The 18,740-nt window shown below is 61.4% G+C and carries 20 protein-coding genes; 16 read left to right on the top strand and 4 right to left on the bottom strand.

Annotated features, from left to right (window positions below):
- Positions 1-27 precede the first annotated feature (27 nt).
- A complete protein-coding gene (artA, locus tag RH858_RS08175) occupies positions 28-1,221 on the top strand; it encodes an archaeosortase A (protein ID WP_310561544.1) in 1,194 nt (397 codons plus the stop codon).
- Here artA and dph5 read toward each other — a convergent pair whose 3' ends face one another.
- Positions 1,222-2,019: a diphthine synthase gene (gene dph5 / locus RH858_RS08170; RefSeq protein WP_259534717.1), complete on the bottom strand. Its 798-nt coding sequence runs from the start codon at positions 2,017-2,019 to the stop codon at positions 1,222-1,224.
- A gap of 276 nt (positions 2,020-2,295) precedes the next feature.
- Between dph5 and RH858_RS08165 the strand changes: the two genes are divergently transcribed.
- Genes RH858_RS08165 through RH858_RS08150 form a run of 4 tightly spaced genes read left to right on the top strand, consistent with a single transcriptional unit; the run spans position 2,296 to position 5,346 of the window.
- Positions 2,296-2,841 carry a pyruvate ferredoxin oxidoreductase subunit gamma gene (locus tag RH858_RS08165; protein ID WP_259534716.1) on the top strand — a complete coding sequence of 182 codons (546 nt, stop codon included), beginning with the start codon at positions 2,296-2,298 and terminating at the stop codon, positions 2,839-2,841.
- Entirely contained in the window at positions 2,838-3,113 is a 276-nt protein-coding gene (locus RH858_RS08160) for a 4Fe-4S binding protein (RefSeq protein ID WP_310561543.1), read from the top strand. Before RH858_RS08165 ends, RH858_RS08160 begins: the two co-directional genes overlap by 4 nt.
- Entirely contained in the window at positions 3,113-4,330 is a 1,218-nt protein-coding gene (gene porA / locus RH858_RS08155; protein WP_310561542.1) for a hypothetical protein, read from the top strand. The genes RH858_RS08160 and porA overlap by 1 nt, the downstream gene beginning before the upstream one ends.
- Positions 4,330-5,346, top strand: coding sequence for a thiamine pyrophosphate-dependent enzyme (locus RH858_RS08150; protein WP_259534713.1), 1,017 nt, complete (start codon positions 4,330-4,332; stop codon positions 5,344-5,346). Before porA ends, RH858_RS08150 begins: the two co-directional genes overlap by 1 nt.
- Positions 5,347-5,368: 22 nt before the next feature.
- Here RH858_RS08150 and RH858_RS08145 read toward each other — a convergent pair whose 3' ends face one another.
- On the bottom strand, positions 5,369-6,745 hold the full coding sequence (locus RH858_RS08145; protein WP_259534712.1) for a metallophosphoesterase: 1,377 nt from the start codon (positions 6,743-6,745) through the stop codon (positions 5,369-5,371).
- Positions 6,746-6,879: 134 nt separating this feature from the next.
- Between RH858_RS08145 and RH858_RS08140 the strand changes: the two genes are divergently transcribed.
- From RH858_RS08140 to RH858_RS08115, 6 genes are all read left to right on the top strand, one after another.
- Positions 6,880-8,517, top strand: coding sequence for an ABC transporter substrate-binding protein (locus tag RH858_RS08140; protein WP_259534711.1), 1,638 nt, complete (start codon positions 6,880-6,882; stop codon positions 8,515-8,517).
- The gene (locus RH858_RS08135) at positions 8,517-9,200 is read left to right on the top strand and encodes a type 1 glutamine amidotransferase (RefSeq protein ID WP_259534709.1); all 684 of its coding nucleotides are present in this window, start codon (positions 8,517-8,519) and stop codon (positions 9,198-9,200) included. The genes RH858_RS08140 and RH858_RS08135 overlap by 1 nt, the downstream gene beginning before the upstream one ends.
- Positions 9,201-9,449: 249 nt before the next feature.
- Positions 9,450-9,941, top strand: a complete 492-nt coding sequence (locus RH858_RS08130; RefSeq protein WP_259534708.1) for a zinc ribbon domain-containing protein — start codon at positions 9,450-9,452, stop codon at positions 9,939-9,941.
- A 214-nt stretch (positions 9,942-10,155) separates the two neighbouring features.
- Complete coding sequence (locus RH858_RS08125; protein ID WP_310561541.1) at positions 10,156-10,278, top strand: hypothetical protein; 123 nt, start codon at positions 10,156-10,158, stop codon at positions 10,276-10,278.
- A 401-nt stretch (positions 10,279-10,679) separates the two neighbouring features.
- Positions 10,680-11,768, top strand: coding sequence for a hypothetical protein (locus tag RH858_RS08120; RefSeq protein ID WP_310561540.1), 1,089 nt, complete (start codon positions 10,680-10,682; stop codon positions 11,766-11,768).
- Positions 11,769-12,053: 285 nt separating this feature from the next.
- Positions 12,054-12,692, top strand: coding sequence for a hypothetical protein (locus RH858_RS08115; protein ID WP_310561539.1), 639 nt, complete (start codon positions 12,054-12,056; stop codon positions 12,690-12,692).
- Positions 12,693-12,746: 54 nt separating this feature from the next.
- Here RH858_RS08115 and RH858_RS08110 read toward each other — a convergent pair whose 3' ends face one another.
- Complete coding sequence (locus tag RH858_RS08110) at positions 12,747-13,262, bottom strand: tyrosine-type recombinase/integrase (RefSeq protein ID WP_310561538.1); 516 nt, start codon at positions 13,260-13,262, stop codon at positions 12,747-12,749.
- Positions 13,263-13,389: 127 nt separating this feature from the next.
- Positions 13,390-13,584, bottom strand: a complete 195-nt coding sequence (locus tag RH858_RS08105) for a hypothetical protein (protein ID WP_310561537.1) — start codon at positions 13,582-13,584, stop codon at positions 13,390-13,392.
- A gap of 123 nt (positions 13,585-13,707) precedes the next feature.
- Here RH858_RS08105 and RH858_RS08100 point away from each other — a divergent pair, with 123 nt between their 5' ends.
- The 5 genes from RH858_RS08100 to RH858_RS08080 all read left to right on the top strand — a co-directional run bounded on the left by RH858_RS08100 (position 13,708) and on the right by RH858_RS08080 (position 18,651).
- A complete protein-coding gene (locus RH858_RS08100; protein ID WP_310561536.1) occupies positions 13,708-14,133 on the top strand; it encodes a hypothetical protein in 426 nt (141 codons plus the stop codon).
- 159 nt (positions 14,134-14,292) lie between these two features.
- Positions 14,293-16,098, top strand: a complete 1,806-nt coding sequence (locus RH858_RS08095) for a hypothetical protein (protein ID WP_310561535.1) — start codon at positions 14,293-14,295, stop codon at positions 16,096-16,098.
- Between the two features lie 15 nt (positions 16,099-16,113).
- Positions 16,114-16,713, top strand: coding sequence for a hypothetical protein (locus RH858_RS08090; RefSeq protein WP_310561534.1), 600 nt, complete (start codon positions 16,114-16,116; stop codon positions 16,711-16,713).
- A complete protein-coding gene (locus RH858_RS08085; RefSeq protein ID WP_310561533.1) occupies positions 16,710-17,498 on the top strand; it encodes a hypothetical protein in 789 nt (262 codons plus the stop codon). The genes RH858_RS08090 and RH858_RS08085 overlap by 4 nt, the downstream gene beginning before the upstream one ends.
- Positions 17,491-18,651: a hypothetical protein gene (locus RH858_RS08080; RefSeq protein WP_310561532.1), complete on the top strand. Its 1,161-nt coding sequence runs from the start codon at positions 17,491-17,493 to the stop codon at positions 18,649-18,651. The genes RH858_RS08085 and RH858_RS08080 overlap by 8 nt, the downstream gene beginning before the upstream one ends.
- Positions 18,652-18,740 lie beyond the last annotated feature (89 nt).

The following is an 18,740-nucleotide window of genomic DNA, read 5'->3' as shown; positions in this document are numbered from 1 at the left end:
TTACTGGCCCAACCCCTTACCGCGGATATGTACGGCACGGTCCCCGGATCCGTCCCCGCGCCGACCAGCGTTCTCCAGGTCGGCCCGGACGGGCTGTTCGAGGTCGGCCCCGTTTCCGACGGGCTGGCGTGGCTCTCGATCGGCCTGTTCGTGCTTGCCGCCCTCCTCGAGTGGCGGGAGCGTCGGCGCGTCGGGGCAGCCACTGGACCGGAGAACGCTCCGATCGGGAAACCCGTCCGGGTAGTGGCGTTCGCGGCGTGGCTCGCGTTCGCCGCGTTCTGGCTCAACCTGGTGCCGCACTTCGCGTTCGTCCACCAGTCGTACGTCGAGGGGATCTTGAGCCTCGTCGCGGTGCCGACGTCGGCGTACGTCGGCTGGCTCGTCTACTCCGGCCGGGATTCGTTGTTCGTCCTCACGCGCGCGGTGGCAGTCATGGGCGTCGTCTACCTTCCGTTCGAGACGATCCCCGCGCTGTCTGTCGCCGGGATCGCGCTTCCCGCCCCGAGGCAGGTGTTGATCGAACACACCGCAGTGATGACTGCACTCGTGATGGAGGCGGTCGGATACACGCCGGAGATGATCGAAAGCAGCGAGGGGTACGACGCCACGTTCAGGTGGCTCTACGACGACGGTGGCGAGGAACACATCATCCACGTCAGCGTCGTGCTCGCGTGCACCGGGATCGGGAGCATGTCGATCTTCGCGGGCCTGATCGCTGCGGTCCGGGCACCGCTGGTTCGCAAACTCCGTGCGCTCGCGATCGCGATCGGCATCATCTACGTGCTCAACGTGCTGCGCACCTCGTTCATCACGATCGTCACGGGCAACCAGTACATGCACTGGTTCCCCGAGGCCGTGCTGTTCCTGTTCGGCGAGGCCAGCCCCTACCGCGTCTCGTTTCTGGTCTCCGATCGGATCATCAGCCAGGTGCTGGCAGTTGTCGCCTTGATCGGCGTTACCTACCTGGTCGTCCGTCAGCTCCCGGAGCTTTTGATCGTGCTCGAGGACGTTCTCTACGTCCTCACCGGAGAAGAACACGACCTCCAGGAGGTGATCGACCTCCCGCGAGAGCCGACGAATCTCGACGGTGCCGGGCGATCCGCGGCGACGGCGTCCGTGGACGCGGCCGGTTCCGAGGCGTCGGAGGGATCCGGTGCCGAAACGACGGAGGCCCCCGAGAGCGAGGTGGGCGAATCGAGCGACCCCGACGCGATGGACTGATCACTCGCCGAGAAGTTCCGCGGACGCGTCCGCCAGCCCACCCAGCGCGTCGGCCTCGATGTGGTGGAGGTCGCCGGGAATAACGAGCAGATGGAGCGGCTCGCCGAACGATCGATCGGCAAGGTTCGACAGCCGGTCGGCCGCGACGACCGGATCCGGACTCCCCGCTCGCGCGACCACGACACCCAGTTCGTCGTGCCACGCCGACGCGAGCAGGTCGGCGGCGACGTCGGCCGTCATGTACTCCTCGTGTTCCGGGTCCGGTCCCCGCGGGCCGGTGCCGACCTTGATGTCGAGATACACCAGCGTGTGGAGCCCGCGCTCCCGGTTGGTCTCGATCGTGTCGATCACGCTGTCGGGGACGTCCTCGCCGCCGTGCGCGTACGGGAACGGGAGCGTGACCGCCTTCCCGAACCGGTAGTTCTGCAGGCCGGTGAGCCCCGCGGCGGCCGACTCGGCGGTCACCCCGTGGATCACTCGGGTGTCGATCCCCCGTTCGAGAGCCCGCAGGCGAAGGTCGACGTGAGTCGTCGAAATCATCGTGTCGCCCGCCGTGAGAAACGCCACATTCCCCTCGGCTGACGCCTCCAGAATCGGCCCCGGATCCCGTTCGACACCCTCCCGGTCGCGAACCTCGATCTCGACGTCGTGATACGCCTCCAGCGTTTCGACGTCGGTCCCGATCAGCCGGCTAGTGTAAAACTCGGCGAAGACCCGGTCTGCCGACCGGAGCGTTTCCCGTCCCTCGACGGTGATGGATCGCTCGTCGTAGAGCCCGAGTCCGATGAACGTGAGCATACCTGCGGCAAGCGGGCCGGAGAGATAAGCACCCGGCATCCCGACCTGACAGAAACGCTCCCGCGAACGACCATCCGAAACCCGGGAACTACTGCACCGTGAAAACATGGCATGAAATATCATACCCCTGATGTTGGACACAATCCACAGATAGTATTGGGATATCTCCATCATTTTTCATCAACATTACAGCGAACTGATATGATATAGTCCCCCAACATAGCGGGAGTAAGTTGACCGAGACCGTGTTCCTACAGACTACTGGGAAACGCTCGTATGCAGGAAATCAGAATTCACGGTCGCGGCGGACAGGGGTCGGTGACGCTGGCCCAGCTCATCGCGGGAGCCGCGTTCGAGGGCTCCCGGTGGGCGCAGGCGTTCCCGGCCTTCGGCGTGGAGCGTCGCGGGGCGCCGGTCGAGGCGTACGTCCGGCTCGACGAGGATCGGATCCGGGACCGGAGCCAGGTTACCGCGCCCGACTACGTCATCGTCCAGGACACGTCGTTGCTGGACATCGTCGACGTGGCAGACGGAATGAGCGACGACGGGCTGTTGCTCGTCAACAGCACTGACGCCGTCGAGGAGCTTGAACTCGATGCGGGGATCGACGTGGAAGTCAGGACGGTCGACGCCACCGCGATCGCCCGGGAACATCTGGGCGTGCCGATCGCGAACACGTCGCTTCTGGGGGCATTCGCTGCCGCAACCGGGCTGGTCGAACCGGAGTACGCGAAGTCGGTCGTCTACGAGAAGTTCGACGGCGAGATCGCCGAGAAGAACGCCGCCGCCATCGACGCGGCCGTCCGGGAGGTGTCCGCATGAGCGGCAGCGACGAGCAGTTGACCCTCGGTCCGGTCGTAGAGCCCCGGACGAGCCTCGCAAACGAGACCGGCAGCTGGCGCTCCCAGCGACCGGTGTTCGATCACGACACCTGCATTGGATGTGGCCTGTGTGAACGGTTCTGCCCGGACGGGGTCGCACAGGAAATCGAGAACGGCGCGTACGACGTGGACTTGACTTACTGTAAGGGATGCGGGATCTGCGCCGAGCGCTGTCCAGTCGACGCGATCGAGATGGTCCCGGAGGTGAAATGATGGCTCGCGAGATCATGAAAGGCACCGACGCCGTCGCAAAGGCGGTCGTCAGCGCGGATCCGGACGTCGTCTCGGCGTACCCGATCACGCCCCAGACGGGGATCGTCGAGGGAATCGCCGACCTGGCGGCGCAGGGCGCCTACGACGGGGAGTTCCTGCGGATCGACAGCGAGTTCAACGCCGCCTCGTCGGTGATCGGCGCCAGCGCCGCCGGCGCACGGACGTTCACCGCGACCTCCTCCAACGGGCTGAAGCTGATGAGCGAACCGCTGTTTACCGCCGCCGGAATGCGGCTGCCGCTCGTCCTGGCAGTCGCGAACCGCAGCATCTCCGCGCCGCTTTCGATCTGGAACGACCACACCGACGCGATGGCCGAGCGCGACGCGGGACTGGTCCAGTTGTACGCCGAAAACGTCCAGGAGGCGGTCGACAACACGCTGATCGCGTTCCGCGTCGCCGAAGAGCTGAAGCTGCCCGTCATGTCGAACCTCGACGGGTTCGTACTCACGCACGTCCAGGAGCCGGTCGACGTCCCCGAACCCGAAGCGATCGAGGAGTTCCTGCCGCGGTACGAGCCCGAACACACCCTCGATCCCTCGGACCCGAAGACGATGGGCGCGTACGCGCGTCCGGAACACTGGACGGAGACGACGTACGTCCCACACGAGGTGCTGTTGCAGGCCGGCGACGCGATCGAGCGTGCCACCGCGGAGTTCGAGGACGTCTTCGGCCGGTCGTACGGCGACGCCGGAGGACTGCTCGACACCTACCGGCTCGGAGACGCTGACGTCGCGCTCGTCGTGCTGGGGAGTTTGGCAGGGACCACGAAGGACGCCGTCGACCGGGCGCGCGAGGACGGGATCCGCGTCGGCGTCGTCCGGCCGCGGGTGTTCCGTCCGTTCCCGGGCGAGGCGCTTCGCGAGGCGCTCGGCGGCGTCGAGGCCGTCGGCGTCCTGGAGAAGGCGATCTCGCCAGGATCCGGCGGGCCGCTGACGATGGAACTGAAGGCGGAGCTGTACGACCTGCCGGACCGTCCGCTCGTCCGCAACTACGTGCTGGGTCTGGCCGGCCGCGACGTCACCGTCGAGGACGTCCGGGAGATGAGCGCGGAGCTGTACGCTGACGCCGACGTGCCTCCCCACCAGGCCCCGACCGAGGACCGCGAGATCTGGCCTCAGCTCCGCGAGGATATCCTTCCCGAGGAGGTGTCTCACTGATGGCCACCGATCAACTCGAAGACGGATCGGACGAACCAGACGAATTCGACGATTCCGACAAAACCGAGGCTGCCGACGAATTCGACGATGCCGACGAATTCGAGTTCGATTACGACGACGCTGGCTTCGCGCCGGGGCACCGCGCCTGTTCGGGGTGCGGGCCGGCGATCGTCGCGAGGCACGTCGTCGACGAGGCGGGCGAAAACACGATCGTCGTCAACCCGACCGGCTGTATGGAGGTTGTCTCCTCCCCGTTCCCCGAGAGCGCCTGGGGCGTCAGCTGGATCCACAACGTGTTCGCCAACGCCCCCGGCGTCGCGTCGGGTGTCGAGGCGGCCTATCGGTCGTTCTCCCGGCGGGGTCGCGAGGAGTTCGAGGATCACGAGGACGTGAACTTCATCGTCTTCGCCGGCGACGGGGCCACGTTCGACATCGGGATGCGCAGCCTCAGCGGTATGTTCGAACGCGGCCACGACGTCCTGTACGTCTGTTACGACAACGAGGCGTACATGAACACCGGCGTCCAGCGCAGCGGTTCCACCCCGCCGGGAGCCCACACCACCACGACGCCTTCTGGGGAGTACAGTACCGGCGAGGACGCACCGAAGAAGGACATGCCGGCGATCGCGGCCGCCCACGGCGTGGAGTACGTTGCGACCGCGAGCATCTCCGATCCGATCGACTTCCGGAAGAAGGTCTCCCGGGGACTCGAAGTCGACGGACCCGCCTACGTGCAGGTGCTCTCGCCGTGTCCGGTTGGCTGGGGGTTCGACGGCTCCGAGACGATCGAGATGGGCGAACTCGCCGTCGAGACCGGCGTTTATCCGATTTACGAGATGGAACACGGCGAGGTGACGAGCGCGAAGACCGTTCGCGATCGCAAGCCAGTCGAGGCGTATCTCGAACGGCAGGACCGGTTCTCCCACCTGTTTGGCGGCGACGCGGGCGAGGAGACGATCGAGGCGATCCAGGCCGAGATCGACGCGCAGGCCGAAGATCTCGGTATCGACGGGTAGCCCCGATTCCCACGAGGCCCCGTCAGCCGCGGGCTGATTCCGTCGTCACGTCTGCTGTGCTCGCGCGTTCGCGCGTATCGTCAGTTCGAGAGTCGTCACCGTCCGAAAGGACCGTCCGGTCGGGGAGCGTCGGGTTCGGTTCGCGACCGAGCGTCAGGAGTCGTTCGGTGAGCGTGAGCTCCTCGGAGACCGGGCTGGGCTTTTCGATCGCCTCGTATTCGACGGCCACACCCTCGGGCTCGGACTCGATGCGGACGGCACACAGCTGGTAGGAAGGATAAAAGACCGGCGGCAGTCGGCCGGCGATGACCTCTCGACGGTGGAGTCGCTTCAGCCAGGTGCCAGTGTTGACCAGGAGCCCGCCGTCGACCTGCCGAACCTTTGGACGGTGGGTGTGACCGTAACAGAAGATCGCCGTCTCGGGGTTCTGCAAGAACACTTCGCGTGCGGCCTTGCGGTACGGTCGCTCCGGATCGACCGTGATCTCGGTCTCGAAGACGCCGAAACGGTCGATCGTTTTCCGGGCGTCACGCAGGAAGAAGTAGGCGGGGATCCCGACGAGCAACAGCAGGCCGGCGATCGCGACGTTCACAGTAAGCAGGAGATGGGCGGCCGCCCCGGCGATCCCGAACTGGCCGAGGAACGCCTCGGTTCGCTCGACCGGCATCGACCAGATCCCCGCCAGGTCCAGCCCCGCCAGCACCGCGAGCACGAGGCTGATGTTGAACAGGAACAAAAACGGGACCGCGGCGTACCGCAACAGGGGGTTCATCTCCCGGTAGAAGTATTTCGAGACCAGCCAGTTCGGCATTCGCTCCGTGGGGGTCACCGCCTGGACGTCCTTCAGCCAGTTGAACCGGCCGCGATCCGAGAGGTGGCCGGCACGGCTCACGACGTGGGTGTTGTAAAAGTAGCCCAGCGGCGTCATGTGGGGGTTCCCCCAGTCTTCGATCCGGTTGTTCGGATCCTGCTGGTGGCCGTGCTCGAAGTGGATCACGCGGTCGCCGACCGGGCGGGTGATCGACCGGTCCTGGACGACCTCGACGTTGTACGCTGCGAACCGATCGACGTACTCCTCGTAGGCGGCGAGTTCGTGATCGTGGTTGCCGGGGAGCATCGTGATCGGGACGTTCTCGCCGGTGTCCCGGAGCTGCTCGAACAGCTCCGGATACGTCTCCTCGAGGACGTCGAACTTCTCCGGGCCGTCGATCCCGGTGAACTCCCAGAGGCCGAACGCGTCGCCGTTGATTATCAGCTCGGCGTCCTCGTCGGTTTTCGCCAGCCGTTGCAGGAAGTCCAACAGTTCATCGAAGAACTCGATCTCCTCCAGCTGTTCGTCGCCGCCGATGTGAAGATCGCTGATCACGTAGTAGACCGGGTCCTCGCCCTCGGCAGCCATATCGGGTGCTCCGGTTCCGGCGTAATAGGGGTTGCCCTCGAGAACGAGTCGTCGAGAACAGCTTCGAGATAGCAGTAATATTTGAGTGATGCAATAGAGACAACATGTCGGAAGCGCTGCCTTCTTGCGGGTTAATGTTTCGAACAAAGGAGGAAACGGTGCGGCGGCGTAACGTTCTGCATGTGGGGGTTGGTATCACTACTCTCACTCTCGCGGGCTGTCTCGGAGGTGACGACTCGACCGAAGGAGAGCCAGAAACGGGCGAGGAAGAGGATACAACCGGGGACGGGCGTGACGGCGGAGAGCTCGTTTTCGCCCAGCAGCAGACGCCCCTGGAGCTCGATCCGATCGAGATCGACGACATCTACTCCCAGCAGATCGCCTCACAGCTGTACGAACCACTGTACGACTTCGACGCGGGAACCGAGCCCGTACCAAAGATGGCAGCGGAATTGCCGACCGTCGAACGCGACGGCGAGCGCTACATCGTCGAACTTCGGGATGGCCCGCGGTTCCACAACGGCGAACGGGTGACGGCGACCGACGTGAAACACTCCCTGGAGGCACCCCTCGAGGAGGAGACAGCCAACGCAGCCGACGTCGACATGATCGAGTCCATCGACATCGTCGACGAGCAGACGGTGCAGATCGACCTCGAGTTCGGCTATGGGCCCTTCTTCACGTTGGTTCTCACCCGCAACATCGTCCCGATGGACGTCCGGACCGAGGACAGGACGGCGTTCAACAAGGAGGCACCGGTCGGCTCGGGTCCCTACGAGTTCGTCGACTGGACCGAAGGGGAGTTCGTGGAGCTACAGCGGTGGGATGACTACTGGGACGAATCCCCGAACGTCGAGCGGCTTCGGTTCGAACCGATCGAGGAACAGACCACCCGCGTGACGGTACTGGAAACCGGTGACGTCGACGTTATCGGTGGAATCCCGCCACAGCTGTGGGAGACCGTCGAGAACAACCAGCAGGCGACAATCGACGAGGCGCCGGGGATCTCCTACTTTTATCTTGCCTTCAACACGAACGAGGGGCCCGCTGCCGATCCGCAGGTCAGGGAGGCGATCGACTACGTGTTCTCGATGGACCAGGCCGTCGAGAACTTTGTCGAACCCGCCGGCGTCCGAAACTACGGGCCGGTCCCGGTCCCGGTGGCCGAGACGTGGGAGTTCCCGATCGACGAGTGGGCCGAGATCCCCCACGATCGCGACCTGGATCGGGCAGCCGAACTGCTCGAGGACGCGGGGGTGTCGGAGGATTACGAGTTCACCATCCTCACGCCGCCGGACGACATCCGCGAGCAGATCGGGGTGAGCGTCGGGAACGGGCTCGAGGAAATCGGTTACAGCGCCCAGGTCCAGCGGCTCGACTGGGGGACGTTCACCGACACGTACAACACCGGAAACGAGGACGACTGCAACATGTACACGCTGGGTTGGCTCGGCGGCCCCGATCCCGACAACTACGTGTACAACCTCTTTCACGAAAGTCAGGAGGGAGTCACGAACGGAGTTTACTACCGGGATGACGACCTGATGGACGAGATCCTCCAGGCCCGTCGCGGCGGAAGCATCGAGGAGCGCCGTCCGCTGTACGAGTCGGCCATCGAGACGATCCTCGAAGACCGGTTGCACATCCCGGCGTACAGCCTCAGCGTGTCGCTGGGTATCCGGGACCACGTGAACGACCTCGTCGCCCATCCCCGCGAACAGCGCAACCCGCGGCTGGTCAGCGACTACAACAACGTCTGGCTCGACGAGTGATGAAAGTCGCACTGCTGAACGCCTCGCCGAATCCCGATCGGACGTTCGACAACTTCCGCGGAATCCTCGGCGAGCTCGATTCATACCGATGTTCGCTTTCGGACTACCGAATCCAGGAGCGAACGTTCCCGGATCCCGGCGGGTACGACGCAGCTATCATCTCGGGATCGGCAGACAGCGTCTACGACGACGAGCCGTACCTCGACGAGCTCCGAGCGTGGATCCGCGACGTCGACCTGTCGTGTTTCGGCGTCTGTTTCGGCCATCAGGCGATCGCAGACGCCTACGGCGGTCGCGTCGAGGAGCTGTCCGACGGTGAACTGGGGTATCGCGGCGCCGTCCACTGGGGGGATCCGCTGTTCGATGGCGTCCCTCGGCAGTTCGTGAGCTTCCAGAGTCACGGGGACGGTGTGGTCGAGCCGCCGGACGGCGCCGACATCGTCGCCGCAAACGGCGTCTGTCTGCAGGCAATGCGGGTGGGCGATCACGCTACGGTGCAGTTTCACCCCGAGATCGGGCTGGAGTACGGCAGGGATCTCGTCGACTCGGTCGAAGCCGACGCCGACGATCCGGAAACCGAGCCAGACTTCGATGCGGTCCGGAAGACCCTGACCGAAGCCAACGAACGGCAGGCGAAGCGTGTCCACGCGGTCTTCGAAAACTACCTCGACGCGATCGCGTGAGTCTCGCCACCGGTCGTCGGTGACGGCGCCTTCGTCGGTAGCGCCGATTTGAAAATCGGTGACTCGGCTTCCTCCCACCCTACTGCGTCCTCAGAAGGCGAAGTGTTCTGATCTGCGAACGAGAGGTTTGCTCTCGCTAACGCTCTCCTTCCCGATGATCGCTGCGTTGCTCCTTGAGAACGGAGGCTCCGCCTCAAACAAATCGACCTGTCGAAAAGGATTATTGTCTCCTCGTCGGTAGAAGGGCGTATGTCCCTGCGGACTGCCCTCCTGGCCGTCGGCCTCCTCGTCGTCGGCTACGTGTTGTTCGTGGCGTTCCTCGCGATGGGACCCATCGCCTGGGTCGTGTTCGGAACGATGATCCTGATCGGAATGATCCAGGTGTATCGAACGCAGCGTGCCCCGGACCGCGATAGCGAGAGTGAGCCACGGTTTTGCGCCAACTGTGGGGCAGAACTCGCTTTCGAACCCGTCGACGAGGACGGTGACGGCGAGGACGGCGATGGTGCGGACGGTGACGGCGAGGACGGCGATGGCAAGGATGGTGAAAGTTCGGACGGCCAAGACGAGCATCGTGAATACAGTGTCAACTTCTGCAGTTCCTGCGGGGCGCCGGTGCCCGACGCCACCGACGGCGACGCTGGCGGCGGTGCCGAGAGACGGCGGCAAAACTGCCCCGACTGTGGTGCGCCGAACGATCCGGATCTGACCGCGTGTGACTACTGCGGGACGGCGTTGTGACGAGTTCCTCGGACGGAAAGGGGTCTGGGCCCTCCGGCACGTCCCGCTGTTCCCGGGTGGGGACGCTACACAACGCTGGCTTTCGCTCGCGGTTGTGAGGTGCCGAACAGTGGGCCGGCGCAGGACACATCCACTATTCCAGACAGTACACCGATAAACGATGCAAGATCCTCGCCGAGAAGGGGTTTATCAAGCAGCTGGGAACGGGATCTACGTGATCACTGAAGACGGAGAGGCGTATCTCTATGGGAGACTCGATACGAAAAACTGGGTTTACCTCGACGAATTGGAGTCGATTGGTGGAAATTCTGATTTCGAGGGAGAGGGTATTGTATAAATGCGGTACTCGTCGTCTTGGATGGTCCTAATAGAAGAACGGATTCTCGAATACCTCGCAGAACACGATCTCGCAACTCCCTCCACGATTGCCGACGCGATCTCGCAGACAGTTACGGATGGGCAAGTTCACCAACGGTGTCGGGTACTCTCACACGCCGGGTTCGTCGCACCCCTAATCGACGATCGGACTCATGCAGAGCTGTATCGGATTACTAACTGGGGAGAAGCGTATCTCAAAGGCGAGGTAGATGCTGGATTGCGGTGGCCCATCCCAGCGCCTCGACCGCCAGGAAAAATCCGGCCCGATCGGTGGAAAAGACGGTCGTAGCGAATCTCGATGAGGAATCAGCTACTGAACAAACGGGATATTTACACTATTCAGGTGTCACTTTGAACTAGATGACTGCCTCGCCTGACGAATTGCGGTCAGATCTTCAGAGTCTCGCTACCGAGTTGGGAAGAGCACCTACGCCCGACGAGATTGACGAAAAAGGTTCGTACTCGATGCAGGCGTACAGAGAACAGTTTGGATCATGGGGAAATGCACTCGCGGAGGCAGATTTGAAAAAGCCGATGGGACACCGCATTCCAGACCAAGAACTTCTCGCCGAGCTGCGGCGGTTGGCAGACGAGTTAGATCGAACTCCGAAGGAAAAGGACATGACTTCTCGAGGGCACCACGGCACCCAAACCTACAGAAACCGATTCGGTTCCTGGAATCAGGCAGTCGAAGCGGCGGGCCTCTCGCCGCGGCCCGATCGTCGTGAACCCTCACGCGAGGAGCTGATCGCTGAACTACAACGGGTCGCTGACGAACTCGGGAGATCTCCAACGTGGAGCGAAATGAAGGATCACGGTGAGTTCGTCCCGAATACGTACCGATCTCACTTCGGATCGTGGAACGACGCACTCGAGGCTGCCGAACTCGAGCCTCGAAAGGCGCCCGAGGAAATTCCACGGGACGAACTACTCGAAGAGTTACGACGTCTCGTCGACAAGCACGGTACGAGCCCAAAAACGACGGATATGGAACGCGACGGAGCGTTTAGCCCCGGAACGTATCATCGACGATTCGGATCGTGGAACGACGCACTCGAGGCTGCCGAACTCGATCCTCGCGAATCACTGGAGAGAGTTTCCCGAGAAGAATTACTCAATGAATTACGTCGTCTCGCCGACGAAAGAGGTTCGGCTCCTCGCACGACGGATATGGTTCAAGACGGAGCATTCAATCCGGGAACGTATCGCCGGCGATTCGGTTCATGGGACGGTGCACTCGAAGCTGCTGGACTTGATCCTCGTGAGTCTTCCGGACAGATCTCTCGAGACGAATTGCTTTCGGAATTGCATCGGATTGCCGACGAGAAGGGCGCGGTTCCGAAAACGACCGATATGATCGAAGAGGGTGCGTTCAGTCCCGGGACCTATAATCGTCGGTTTGGCTCCTGGGACGATGCACTTTCGGCTGCCGGACTCGCTCCAGAATAGCCTTGATACGGTTTTCAGAGAGAATATTCGGGTTTCAGAGCGACCCTGAACAGATCAAACCAGAATTTCAGGGGATTCCAGAGACTGTAGAATGGATCTCAAGGCAGGTCTGATAACTCGTCAGAATATTCTGGTATGCTCTGAGTTTCTCCCTTCATGCTTCAGGTGCCCCAATACAGTATGGGTATAGGTTATAGGGGAAACTGAGCACGCTTCCCACGACGGCCCGCTGCTCGGACGTAGGTGGGCGCGGGGGTGTGCGGACAAAACAAAGGTGAAAGAACCATGCAACGACGCAAATTCGTGATCGGAATGGGATCGCTCGTCGCTGGCGGGGCGGCTGCAATGGGTAGTGGCGCGTTCAGTGCCATGACTGCGGACAGAGAAGCAAATATTAACGTAGTGGACGATACGGATGGCCTGATCGCGCTTGACGCAAGCGATGAGGCGAGTGACACTGTTAGTCAGACAGACAACGGTGAACTGTCTATCGACTTCACTAGTGAGGAAGGTGGAAAAGGAGTCAATGTTAACTCTCGATACCAAGTCGGAACTTTCCATCATACTCATGATCTGGAAGATCGCCATGTTATCGGTAAGGACCCGTATACCCATAGTACAACCATGTCGGCTTGGGGATACGCTTTCAGTGTGACTAATCAGTCTGATGAAAGTCGGGATATAACGTTGTCATTTGAAGCTACTCAAGAGGAAGTTGAAGGGTACCTCGGCTTCGGGTGCGAATACGGCGGGTGGACCGACAAATATTTCGAGATCTACGACGATCAAGTGGAAGATAGTACAGAATTTACTGATGTGTCCCCGGGGGAGACCATACTCGTGAGTTTCGTTGTATCTACCCTTGACGTAGAGAATTTTGAGGAGGAGGATCTCTCAGGCACATTCACTGTGAGTGCTGAATAAATAAGATACTCTCGCATCCCTATTGTTGATTCCGGAGAGTAGCTTTGGAGGTAGTCACCATAGCTCGTTGGCTTCCGAATCCAATTGCGTCCCCGCGTACTGCAGATAATCGTTCGCACTCGAGAGATCGGCGTGCCCCATCGTCTGCCGGATATACTGCGGTGATGCTCCCCGATGAGCGATCGTCGTTCCGTAGGTGTGCCGCAGGATATGCGGGGTCACTTTCTTGTCTAGATCGGCGTCCTTCGCGACCGTACACACCCTATTCCGGATCGTCTGCCGAGTCACCCCGATCTCGTCGTTCCGCTTGAAGTACTGCCGAAGCAACCGAAGCGTGTCGACATCCTTCAGCGGAATCGTCCGAACAGCGTGAGACGTTTTCGGCGTCCAATCACCTTCTTCCGCCGGAACACGCACTTTCTCCCCCTGCCAGTCCATCCAGTCGGCGGTCATGTGCGCGAACTCGTCGGCGCGCATCCCGGTAAACGCGAGCGTCCGAACGGTGAGTTCGAACCGGAGCGGGTGATCCCTCGCGGCCTCGAGCAGCTGCTCGAGTTCGTCTTCGGTCAATGGTTCTCTTTTCCAGCCCATCGTTAGCGGGAAAGTCGACTTTCCATTCCGCCGGCCCAAGCCCACGGGAACCGGGGGGTCGGGCGGGGTTCGTTTTCCAGTCTTGTATCTCTGTAAAGTCTCATGGCTAGCTGATCTCAACGGTCTCGGCGTCGAATCGACTCACTCGCCATTCCCCATCCCCGACCTTCTCGATCGCGACGTGTTCCCCTTCGATGAGGTTCCCCTCGTCATCGAGAAGACCCTCGGCGCGGAGATCGTCCTTCGGAACCGTGATCCCCGCGGTACATCGATCCAACTTCCGGAGTTTCCTGATCTCCATACTTTCCGTTGCTCGTCCCGCGGGAAAGTCGTTCGCTAATGTCCACAGAATAGACAGTATAGACGCCTATACCACGATATTCCCCGTTCTTTCGCAGATTTGAGTAGTCTGTGTATACGCACTATGGCGAGTTCATACACTCGCGGTCTGTCGACGATAACGGGCGCACAGAACATGCTGATCGACATGCTGGCGTTGATCCTGGTGCCGTGGTTCGGATCGTTCATCTTCGGGGTGTTCAGCTTCGAGTTGAACATCTTCGGGGGGTACGATTTCACGGCGCCGATCTGGACGGTCGGCGGCGCCGAGATCTCGGCGAGTCTCCTGATCGTGCTGTTCGGGATCGTCTGGATCCTCGCCACCAACGAGATCGACGGCTCGAGCTACGAGCCCGAGGAGTTCGTCGTGATCGCGTTCGCGCTTCTCGCTCCGGTGATGTACGTGTTCGTCCCGGCCTTCGAGTCGCTCGTGATGTGGCACGACGTGAGTCAGCTCGGCTTTACGCTGCTGCTCGCGGCTGCCACCGTCCACCTGAGTTACACCGCCTAATCGCCCACAGCCCACAGAAAAATGAGTTCTACTCAAACCCATGAGACGGATGGTAGTATCGCGTCGGTCGGCGGTGGTGATCGCGATCGCGTGGATGCTCGCGATGCTGGTGATCTACGGGGTCGTGCTCTTCGCCGCGATCTGAACCGGCGCGGGTTCATGCGCGTCTGTGCCGGCGCGGCAGCTGCAGGGTCCGGTCTCGCAGTGTCCGGCTCCGTCACTGCCGAGGAAGACAACGGTGATGACGAAGACGAGTCAGAACCGTGGTATGAAACCGCTCAAGAGTATCCGTGGGGCTCCCCGATCCATGTGTCCGGGTGGCTGTACGAAACGGCCACCCGAATGGCGTCGGACCCGCCCTCTGACGGACTTTCGGCGGAAGCGCTGGAAACCGACGTTCGCAGTACCCTGCACTCGAGAAAATCCGACAACGCCAGTACATTCGTCGATAACCGGGAAATTCTCCGCGGCGTTGATCACGTCGCTTACGCGGAAGCGAAGATCGCCGCAATCGAGGAGTTGAACGACGGATCAAGCCAGTCCGAGTGTGAAGACGCCGGTACAACCGCACTCGACGAGTACGAAACCACGATCCGGCGCAACGCTCACGAAAACTGGAACGAATCGATTCACGAGCTGATGAACCAGTATGAGGTGATCGATGAACATGAAGACGCTTCTCTCACTAGCATCATGTACATCGGTCACGACGGAGACAATATCTCCACTGAGTGGGGTTACCGAGAAGAAGAGTGGGAATACCCCGATGGAACGACCGACACGCTGCTCGTGCTCGAGGTCGAATGTGAGATCACTGCTGGAGACAGCGAGGAAACGACCACCCTCGATTGGTCACCCGAACATGACCAAGAAGAGGAGACTATCGACGCCTACGATTCGGGTGCCGACTACACCTTTGACAACGAGGCAGACGTGTGGGCAGAAGTTCAGGTATTCGATGAAGACGATAGCTACAACGATGAGCCTGAATTCACCTATCTCGTCGAAGAGGAGTGGCGCGATCTCTTTGAGGAGATGTCCGAGAACTTCGGCAACGTCCGAGACGGATTTATTCTGTGGCTCGATTCCGTCTACGGCGACGTTCAAAGCGGTGACATCACCGTCGACGACCTGCTCACACCTCGAGAACAGGCTGAACTCCTCTCGGATGACGAGCGGTATCCCCAGGCGATCGCCGATCTCATGGCGCTGAACGTCCCGGTCGATCCGGACCGCGAGGCGACTATCGAGATCGACGAGTACAACGCCACGCTTCGGGGCACGTTCGGATTCACGGGTGACACCACATTTTCTGCCGGAGAGATATACGACCCTGCGGATCTCGATGGGGACGTGTTCTTCACCTACGATGTCACCGAATCGGAGGGTGTTTGGACAGCCTACGAACAGGGAATCGACGGCGGTGAGGTGACCTTCACTGAGCAGCCGTACGAGGATATTCTGTACCTGATCGAGACAAATCAAGACGAAGTGGCGGAGGTAACCCGTGATGACTTCGAGTTTACTGACGATCAAGAGTGGGTCGTCGATATCAGTGACCAGCTCGAAGAGCAGATCGCCGAGATCGACTCTGTGGAGTACTACACCGAAGCGGAAGACACCCACATGGAGACGATCCGAATCACGGACACCTTCGAGATCAAGAAGCTCGAAGACGCCGACGGTGAAGAAGTCGACGAAACCGAGTTCAGTCAAACAGAACCACAGGATGATGACAACTACATCACTGAAGAAGAGTGGGAGGAAGAACAAGAGCGATACGAAGAGCTAATCGCAGCCTACGAAGACGCTACCGCCGGCGGTGACCCGATTCTCGGCGGTGGATGGGGCGACTGGTTCGACGATTTCGAGGTAGACGCAAGCGCGTACGGTGGGATCGCGGTGGCGATCTTGCTCGTGCTCGCCCTGTACCAGGCGGCCCTCTCGATGCTGCCGGGGAACTAACTCGAGATAGAGATCATGAGCTCCAGATTTTTCGTGCTGGCAAGCGGGTTAGCGGTGGCGCTCTTTGTGGTGACCGCGAGCGGTGGCCTTGTGGGCGCTGCCGCAGCTGCCGATGCACCAGCAAACGAGACGGTGAACGAATCGGTCGCCGAGACGATTCTCGACGAGTCGGAAGCCGACACGCTCGAGCACCAGGAAGAGATCCGACTCTCCGATGCAGTGACGATCGTGGGCTGGGAGTTCGAAAACTCACAGCTCCGGCTCGGGATCGAAGCTGAGCGAACGACCCACGTCCAGATCGCCGACGGCGTGGCCGGCATGGGGGAGGCGGGAGCGACCCGGATCCCCCGAATCGAAGAGCGAGTCTTTGGTGACCGAACCACCGTGATCGTGATGCCCGTCGAAGAGTTCGCCGGTGGGCACGCCGTGGGCGTGGGCGCTGGCGGCTCGTCGATTCGACTCTCTACCGAGATGGATGAATCCGGAGACGATCCGTTCCGGCACTTCGGCGGTGAATCCGGGCTCTTCTCCGGGATGCTGTTGGCGATCTTCGCCTCTCTCGGTGGCGCGGGATACGTGCTGTGGAAGGAAGACAGTGGAGTGATGAAAGCATGAGTGACACATCAACGACGTTCGGCGGGTGGAGCGATCGTCTCACCTGGATTCTCGCCGAGGCACAGCTGCTTGTACTCGGCGTGTTGTTCAGCATCGGCGCCGCGCTGGTGATCTACCGGCCCGATCTCCCCACGGTGCCCCCGATCGTGGTCGGGTGGATCGCCGCGCTGTTGCTGTTCGGCCCGGCGTTGTTCGGGTTCTTCGTCGCGTTCGTCCGGCGACTTCGACAACGCCGAATGGTCGAAGTCCATCACGTCAACGCGGTAGGTGACACCCTCGAGAAGTACTACGTCGAGCCAGGAATCTGGGAAGACAAGAAGGTGCAGGGGGCGGCTCCCTATCCCGTCAACGGCTCGGCGGCGTGGGCGGTCCAGGAGTTCGAATACGACGAAGATCTCGATCAGCTGCGGGTGACCGGCGTGTGGCTCTCGGAGATCGAGGATACAAAGCTACTCACGAAGAAGTCTCACATGGAATCGATGTACAGCAAGCTCACCGAGTCCCACATCACCCTGAACGTGATGCGCGAATCGGTGAGCGAGTTCGGCGCCGACATCCAGGAAACGCTGGTGAACGAGGGAGCCGAAGCCCGCGAGCGGGGCACCTTGATGGACCCCGACGCGGTGAAAGACGTCTTCGAGAACTTCTCGACAGAGATCGAAGGGACCGGTCCGGACGATCTCCCGACGATCGAACTCGAGGAGTTCGCCGAGCCGGTGATCGACGAGCCGAAGACGAACGGCGCCGGCGAGACGACACCACAGGAGGCTGTCACCGATGACTGACGACAACGACGTGTACACCCCGGCGCAGTTTCGCGAGCACCAGGATGGCTACAACGTCCGGGAGCCGGATGCACACCGACACACCGGGATCGTTCGCGATCAACAGGTGAGTCGATACCTCTCGGTTCTCGAGGAGAACTACGATCCGATGCACGCCGATCACCCCGGACGGATGCCCGGCGAAGCGGGAGATCTCCAGGAAGTCCAAGAGATCCGGTCGATCGCCGCGACCGAAACCGGTCGGGAAGCCCTTCACGCGGGGGACATGCCGACCCTCAAACACCTCACCGGTGACCAACAGCAACGCGCCGATATTTCCGGGATGAAAGCGATCCAGAAGGTGGATCAGATCATCGAATCGCCCGCGCCGGTGATCGTGATTCTCGGGGAGATGGGCACCGGGAAGACGGATCTCGGTGGGCTAGTGGGCCAACGAGCGAAGCATCTCCTCGGGATCGAACAGGTCGCGAGCAACATCCCCACGCTTCGAGAAGTCGACGAATGGACCGATTCGGACGGTGACACCCGGAGCGGGTTCGTGCCCGACTTCCGGACGATGGAACAGTGGGTGCAGCAAGACGGTGACCCGCTCGAGCACGAACAATCTCAAAAGCTGTTCATCGGTGACGAGTTCTCGAGCGTCGGCGATGGAAGCGGGAAGTCCGGCTACTTGATGCGGAAGAAGATGGGGCCGCTGGTGTTCAAGATCCGGAAGTACAACGGTCTCTTGGTGTACATCGCGCACGACGAGAGTTCGATCCACCCGTTGCTGTGGCGCGTCGGGGTGATCATCAAGAAGACCTCGAAGAAGCAGGCGATCGTGGCGGACAAGATCAAGTCCGGGGAGATCCGGGACGAACGCTTCCGGATCGACGGGATTCCACAGACGGACTGGCGGTACAACACGAAGGATCCGGCGGTGTGGAGCTGGAGCGACGGCGAGGAAGACGACGGGAATCCCGAACCGGGGGATGTGGCTTACGACGTGGCGGTGTGGACGGCCGTTCGGACGGCCGAAGAGGAGCTGTCAACCCGCGAAGCCGCCAAGTTCGTGCCGTTCAGCCACGAATGGGTGCGAAAGCGCCGGAAGGAACACCGCGAAGAGAACGCACACGCCGATCGGCTTGACAGGGTGGAGGCGATAACTGGATGACTCCGCCGGGATGCCACGCTGTCAACGTCAACCGACCCCCCGACACGAGACGGGGAAGTGACGGCCCACGGCCCGCGCGCGGTGGCGGC

It is taken from the genome of Halalkaliarchaeum sp. AArc-GB (assembly GCF_031432225.1).
In the GTDB taxonomy this organism is placed as follows: domain Archaea; phylum Halobacteriota; class Halobacteria; order Halobacteriales; family Haloferacaceae; genus Halalkaliarchaeum.
This window is presented reverse-complemented; position numbering and strand designations above follow the sequence as displayed.

What these genes read in the sequence shown, in the direction of transcription:
- RH858_RS08095 (WP_310561535.1), top strand. Translation starts at nt 14,293, where the DNA reads ATGCGCGTCTGTGCCGGCGCGGCAGCTGCAGGGTCCGGTCTCGCAGTG.
- RH858_RS08145 (WP_259534712.1), bottom strand. Translation starts at nt 6,745, where the DNA reads ATGGCTGCCGAGGGCGAGGACCCGGTCTACTACGTGATCAGCGATCTT.
- RH858_RS08160 (WP_310561543.1), top strand. Translation starts at nt 2,838, where the DNA reads ATGAGCGGCAGCGACGAGCAGTTGACCCTCGGTCCGGTCGTAGAGCCC.
- RH858_RS08150 (WP_259534713.1), top strand. Translation starts at nt 4,330, where the DNA reads ATGGCCACCGATCAACTCGAAGACGGATCGGACGAACCAGACGAATTC.
- dph5 (WP_259534717.1), bottom strand. Translation starts at nt 2,019, where the DNA reads ATGCTCACGTTCATCGGACTCGGGCTCTACGACGAGCGATCCATCACC.
- RH858_RS08120 (WP_310561540.1), top strand. Translation starts at nt 10,680, where the DNA reads ATGACTGCCTCGCCTGACGAATTGCGGTCAGATCTTCAGAGTCTCGCT.
- RH858_RS08135 (WP_259534709.1), top strand. Translation starts at nt 8,517, where the DNA reads ATGAAAGTCGCACTGCTGAACGCCTCGCCGAATCCCGATCGGACGTTC.
- RH858_RS08130 (WP_259534708.1), top strand. Translation starts at nt 9,450, where the DNA reads ATGTCCCTGCGGACTGCCCTCCTGGCCGTCGGCCTCCTCGTCGTCGGC.
- porA (WP_310561542.1), top strand. Translation starts at nt 3,113, where the DNA reads ATGGCTCGCGAGATCATGAAAGGCACCGACGCCGTCGCAAAGGCGGTC.
- RH858_RS08085 (WP_310561533.1), top strand. Translation starts at nt 16,710, where the DNA reads ATGAGTGACACATCAACGACGTTCGGCGGGTGGAGCGATCGTCTCACC.
- RH858_RS08080 (WP_310561532.1), top strand. Translation starts at nt 17,491, where the DNA reads ATGACTGACGACAACGACGTGTACACCCCGGCGCAGTTTCGCGAGCAC.
- RH858_RS08115 (WP_310561539.1), top strand. Translation starts at nt 12,054, where the DNA reads ATGCAACGACGCAAATTCGTGATCGGAATGGGATCGCTCGTCGCTGGC.
- RH858_RS08105 (WP_310561537.1), bottom strand. Translation starts at nt 13,584, where the DNA reads ATGGAGATCAGGAAACTCCGGAAGTTGGATCGATGTACCGCGGGGATC.
- RH858_RS08140 (WP_259534711.1), top strand. Translation starts at nt 6,880, where the DNA reads ATGTTTCGAACAAAGGAGGAAACGGTGCGGCGGCGTAACGTTCTGCAT.
- RH858_RS08090 (WP_310561534.1), top strand. Translation starts at nt 16,114, where the DNA reads ATGAGCTCCAGATTTTTCGTGCTGGCAAGCGGGTTAGCGGTGGCGCTC.
- RH858_RS08100 (WP_310561536.1), top strand. Translation starts at nt 13,708, where the DNA reads ATGGCGAGTTCATACACTCGCGGTCTGTCGACGATAACGGGCGCACAG.
- artA (WP_310561544.1), top strand. Translation starts at nt 28, where the DNA reads ATGTACGGCACGGTCCCCGGATCCGTCCCCGCGCCGACCAGCGTTCTC.
- RH858_RS08165 (WP_259534716.1), top strand. Translation starts at nt 2,296, where the DNA reads ATGCAGGAAATCAGAATTCACGGTCGCGGCGGACAGGGGTCGGTGACG.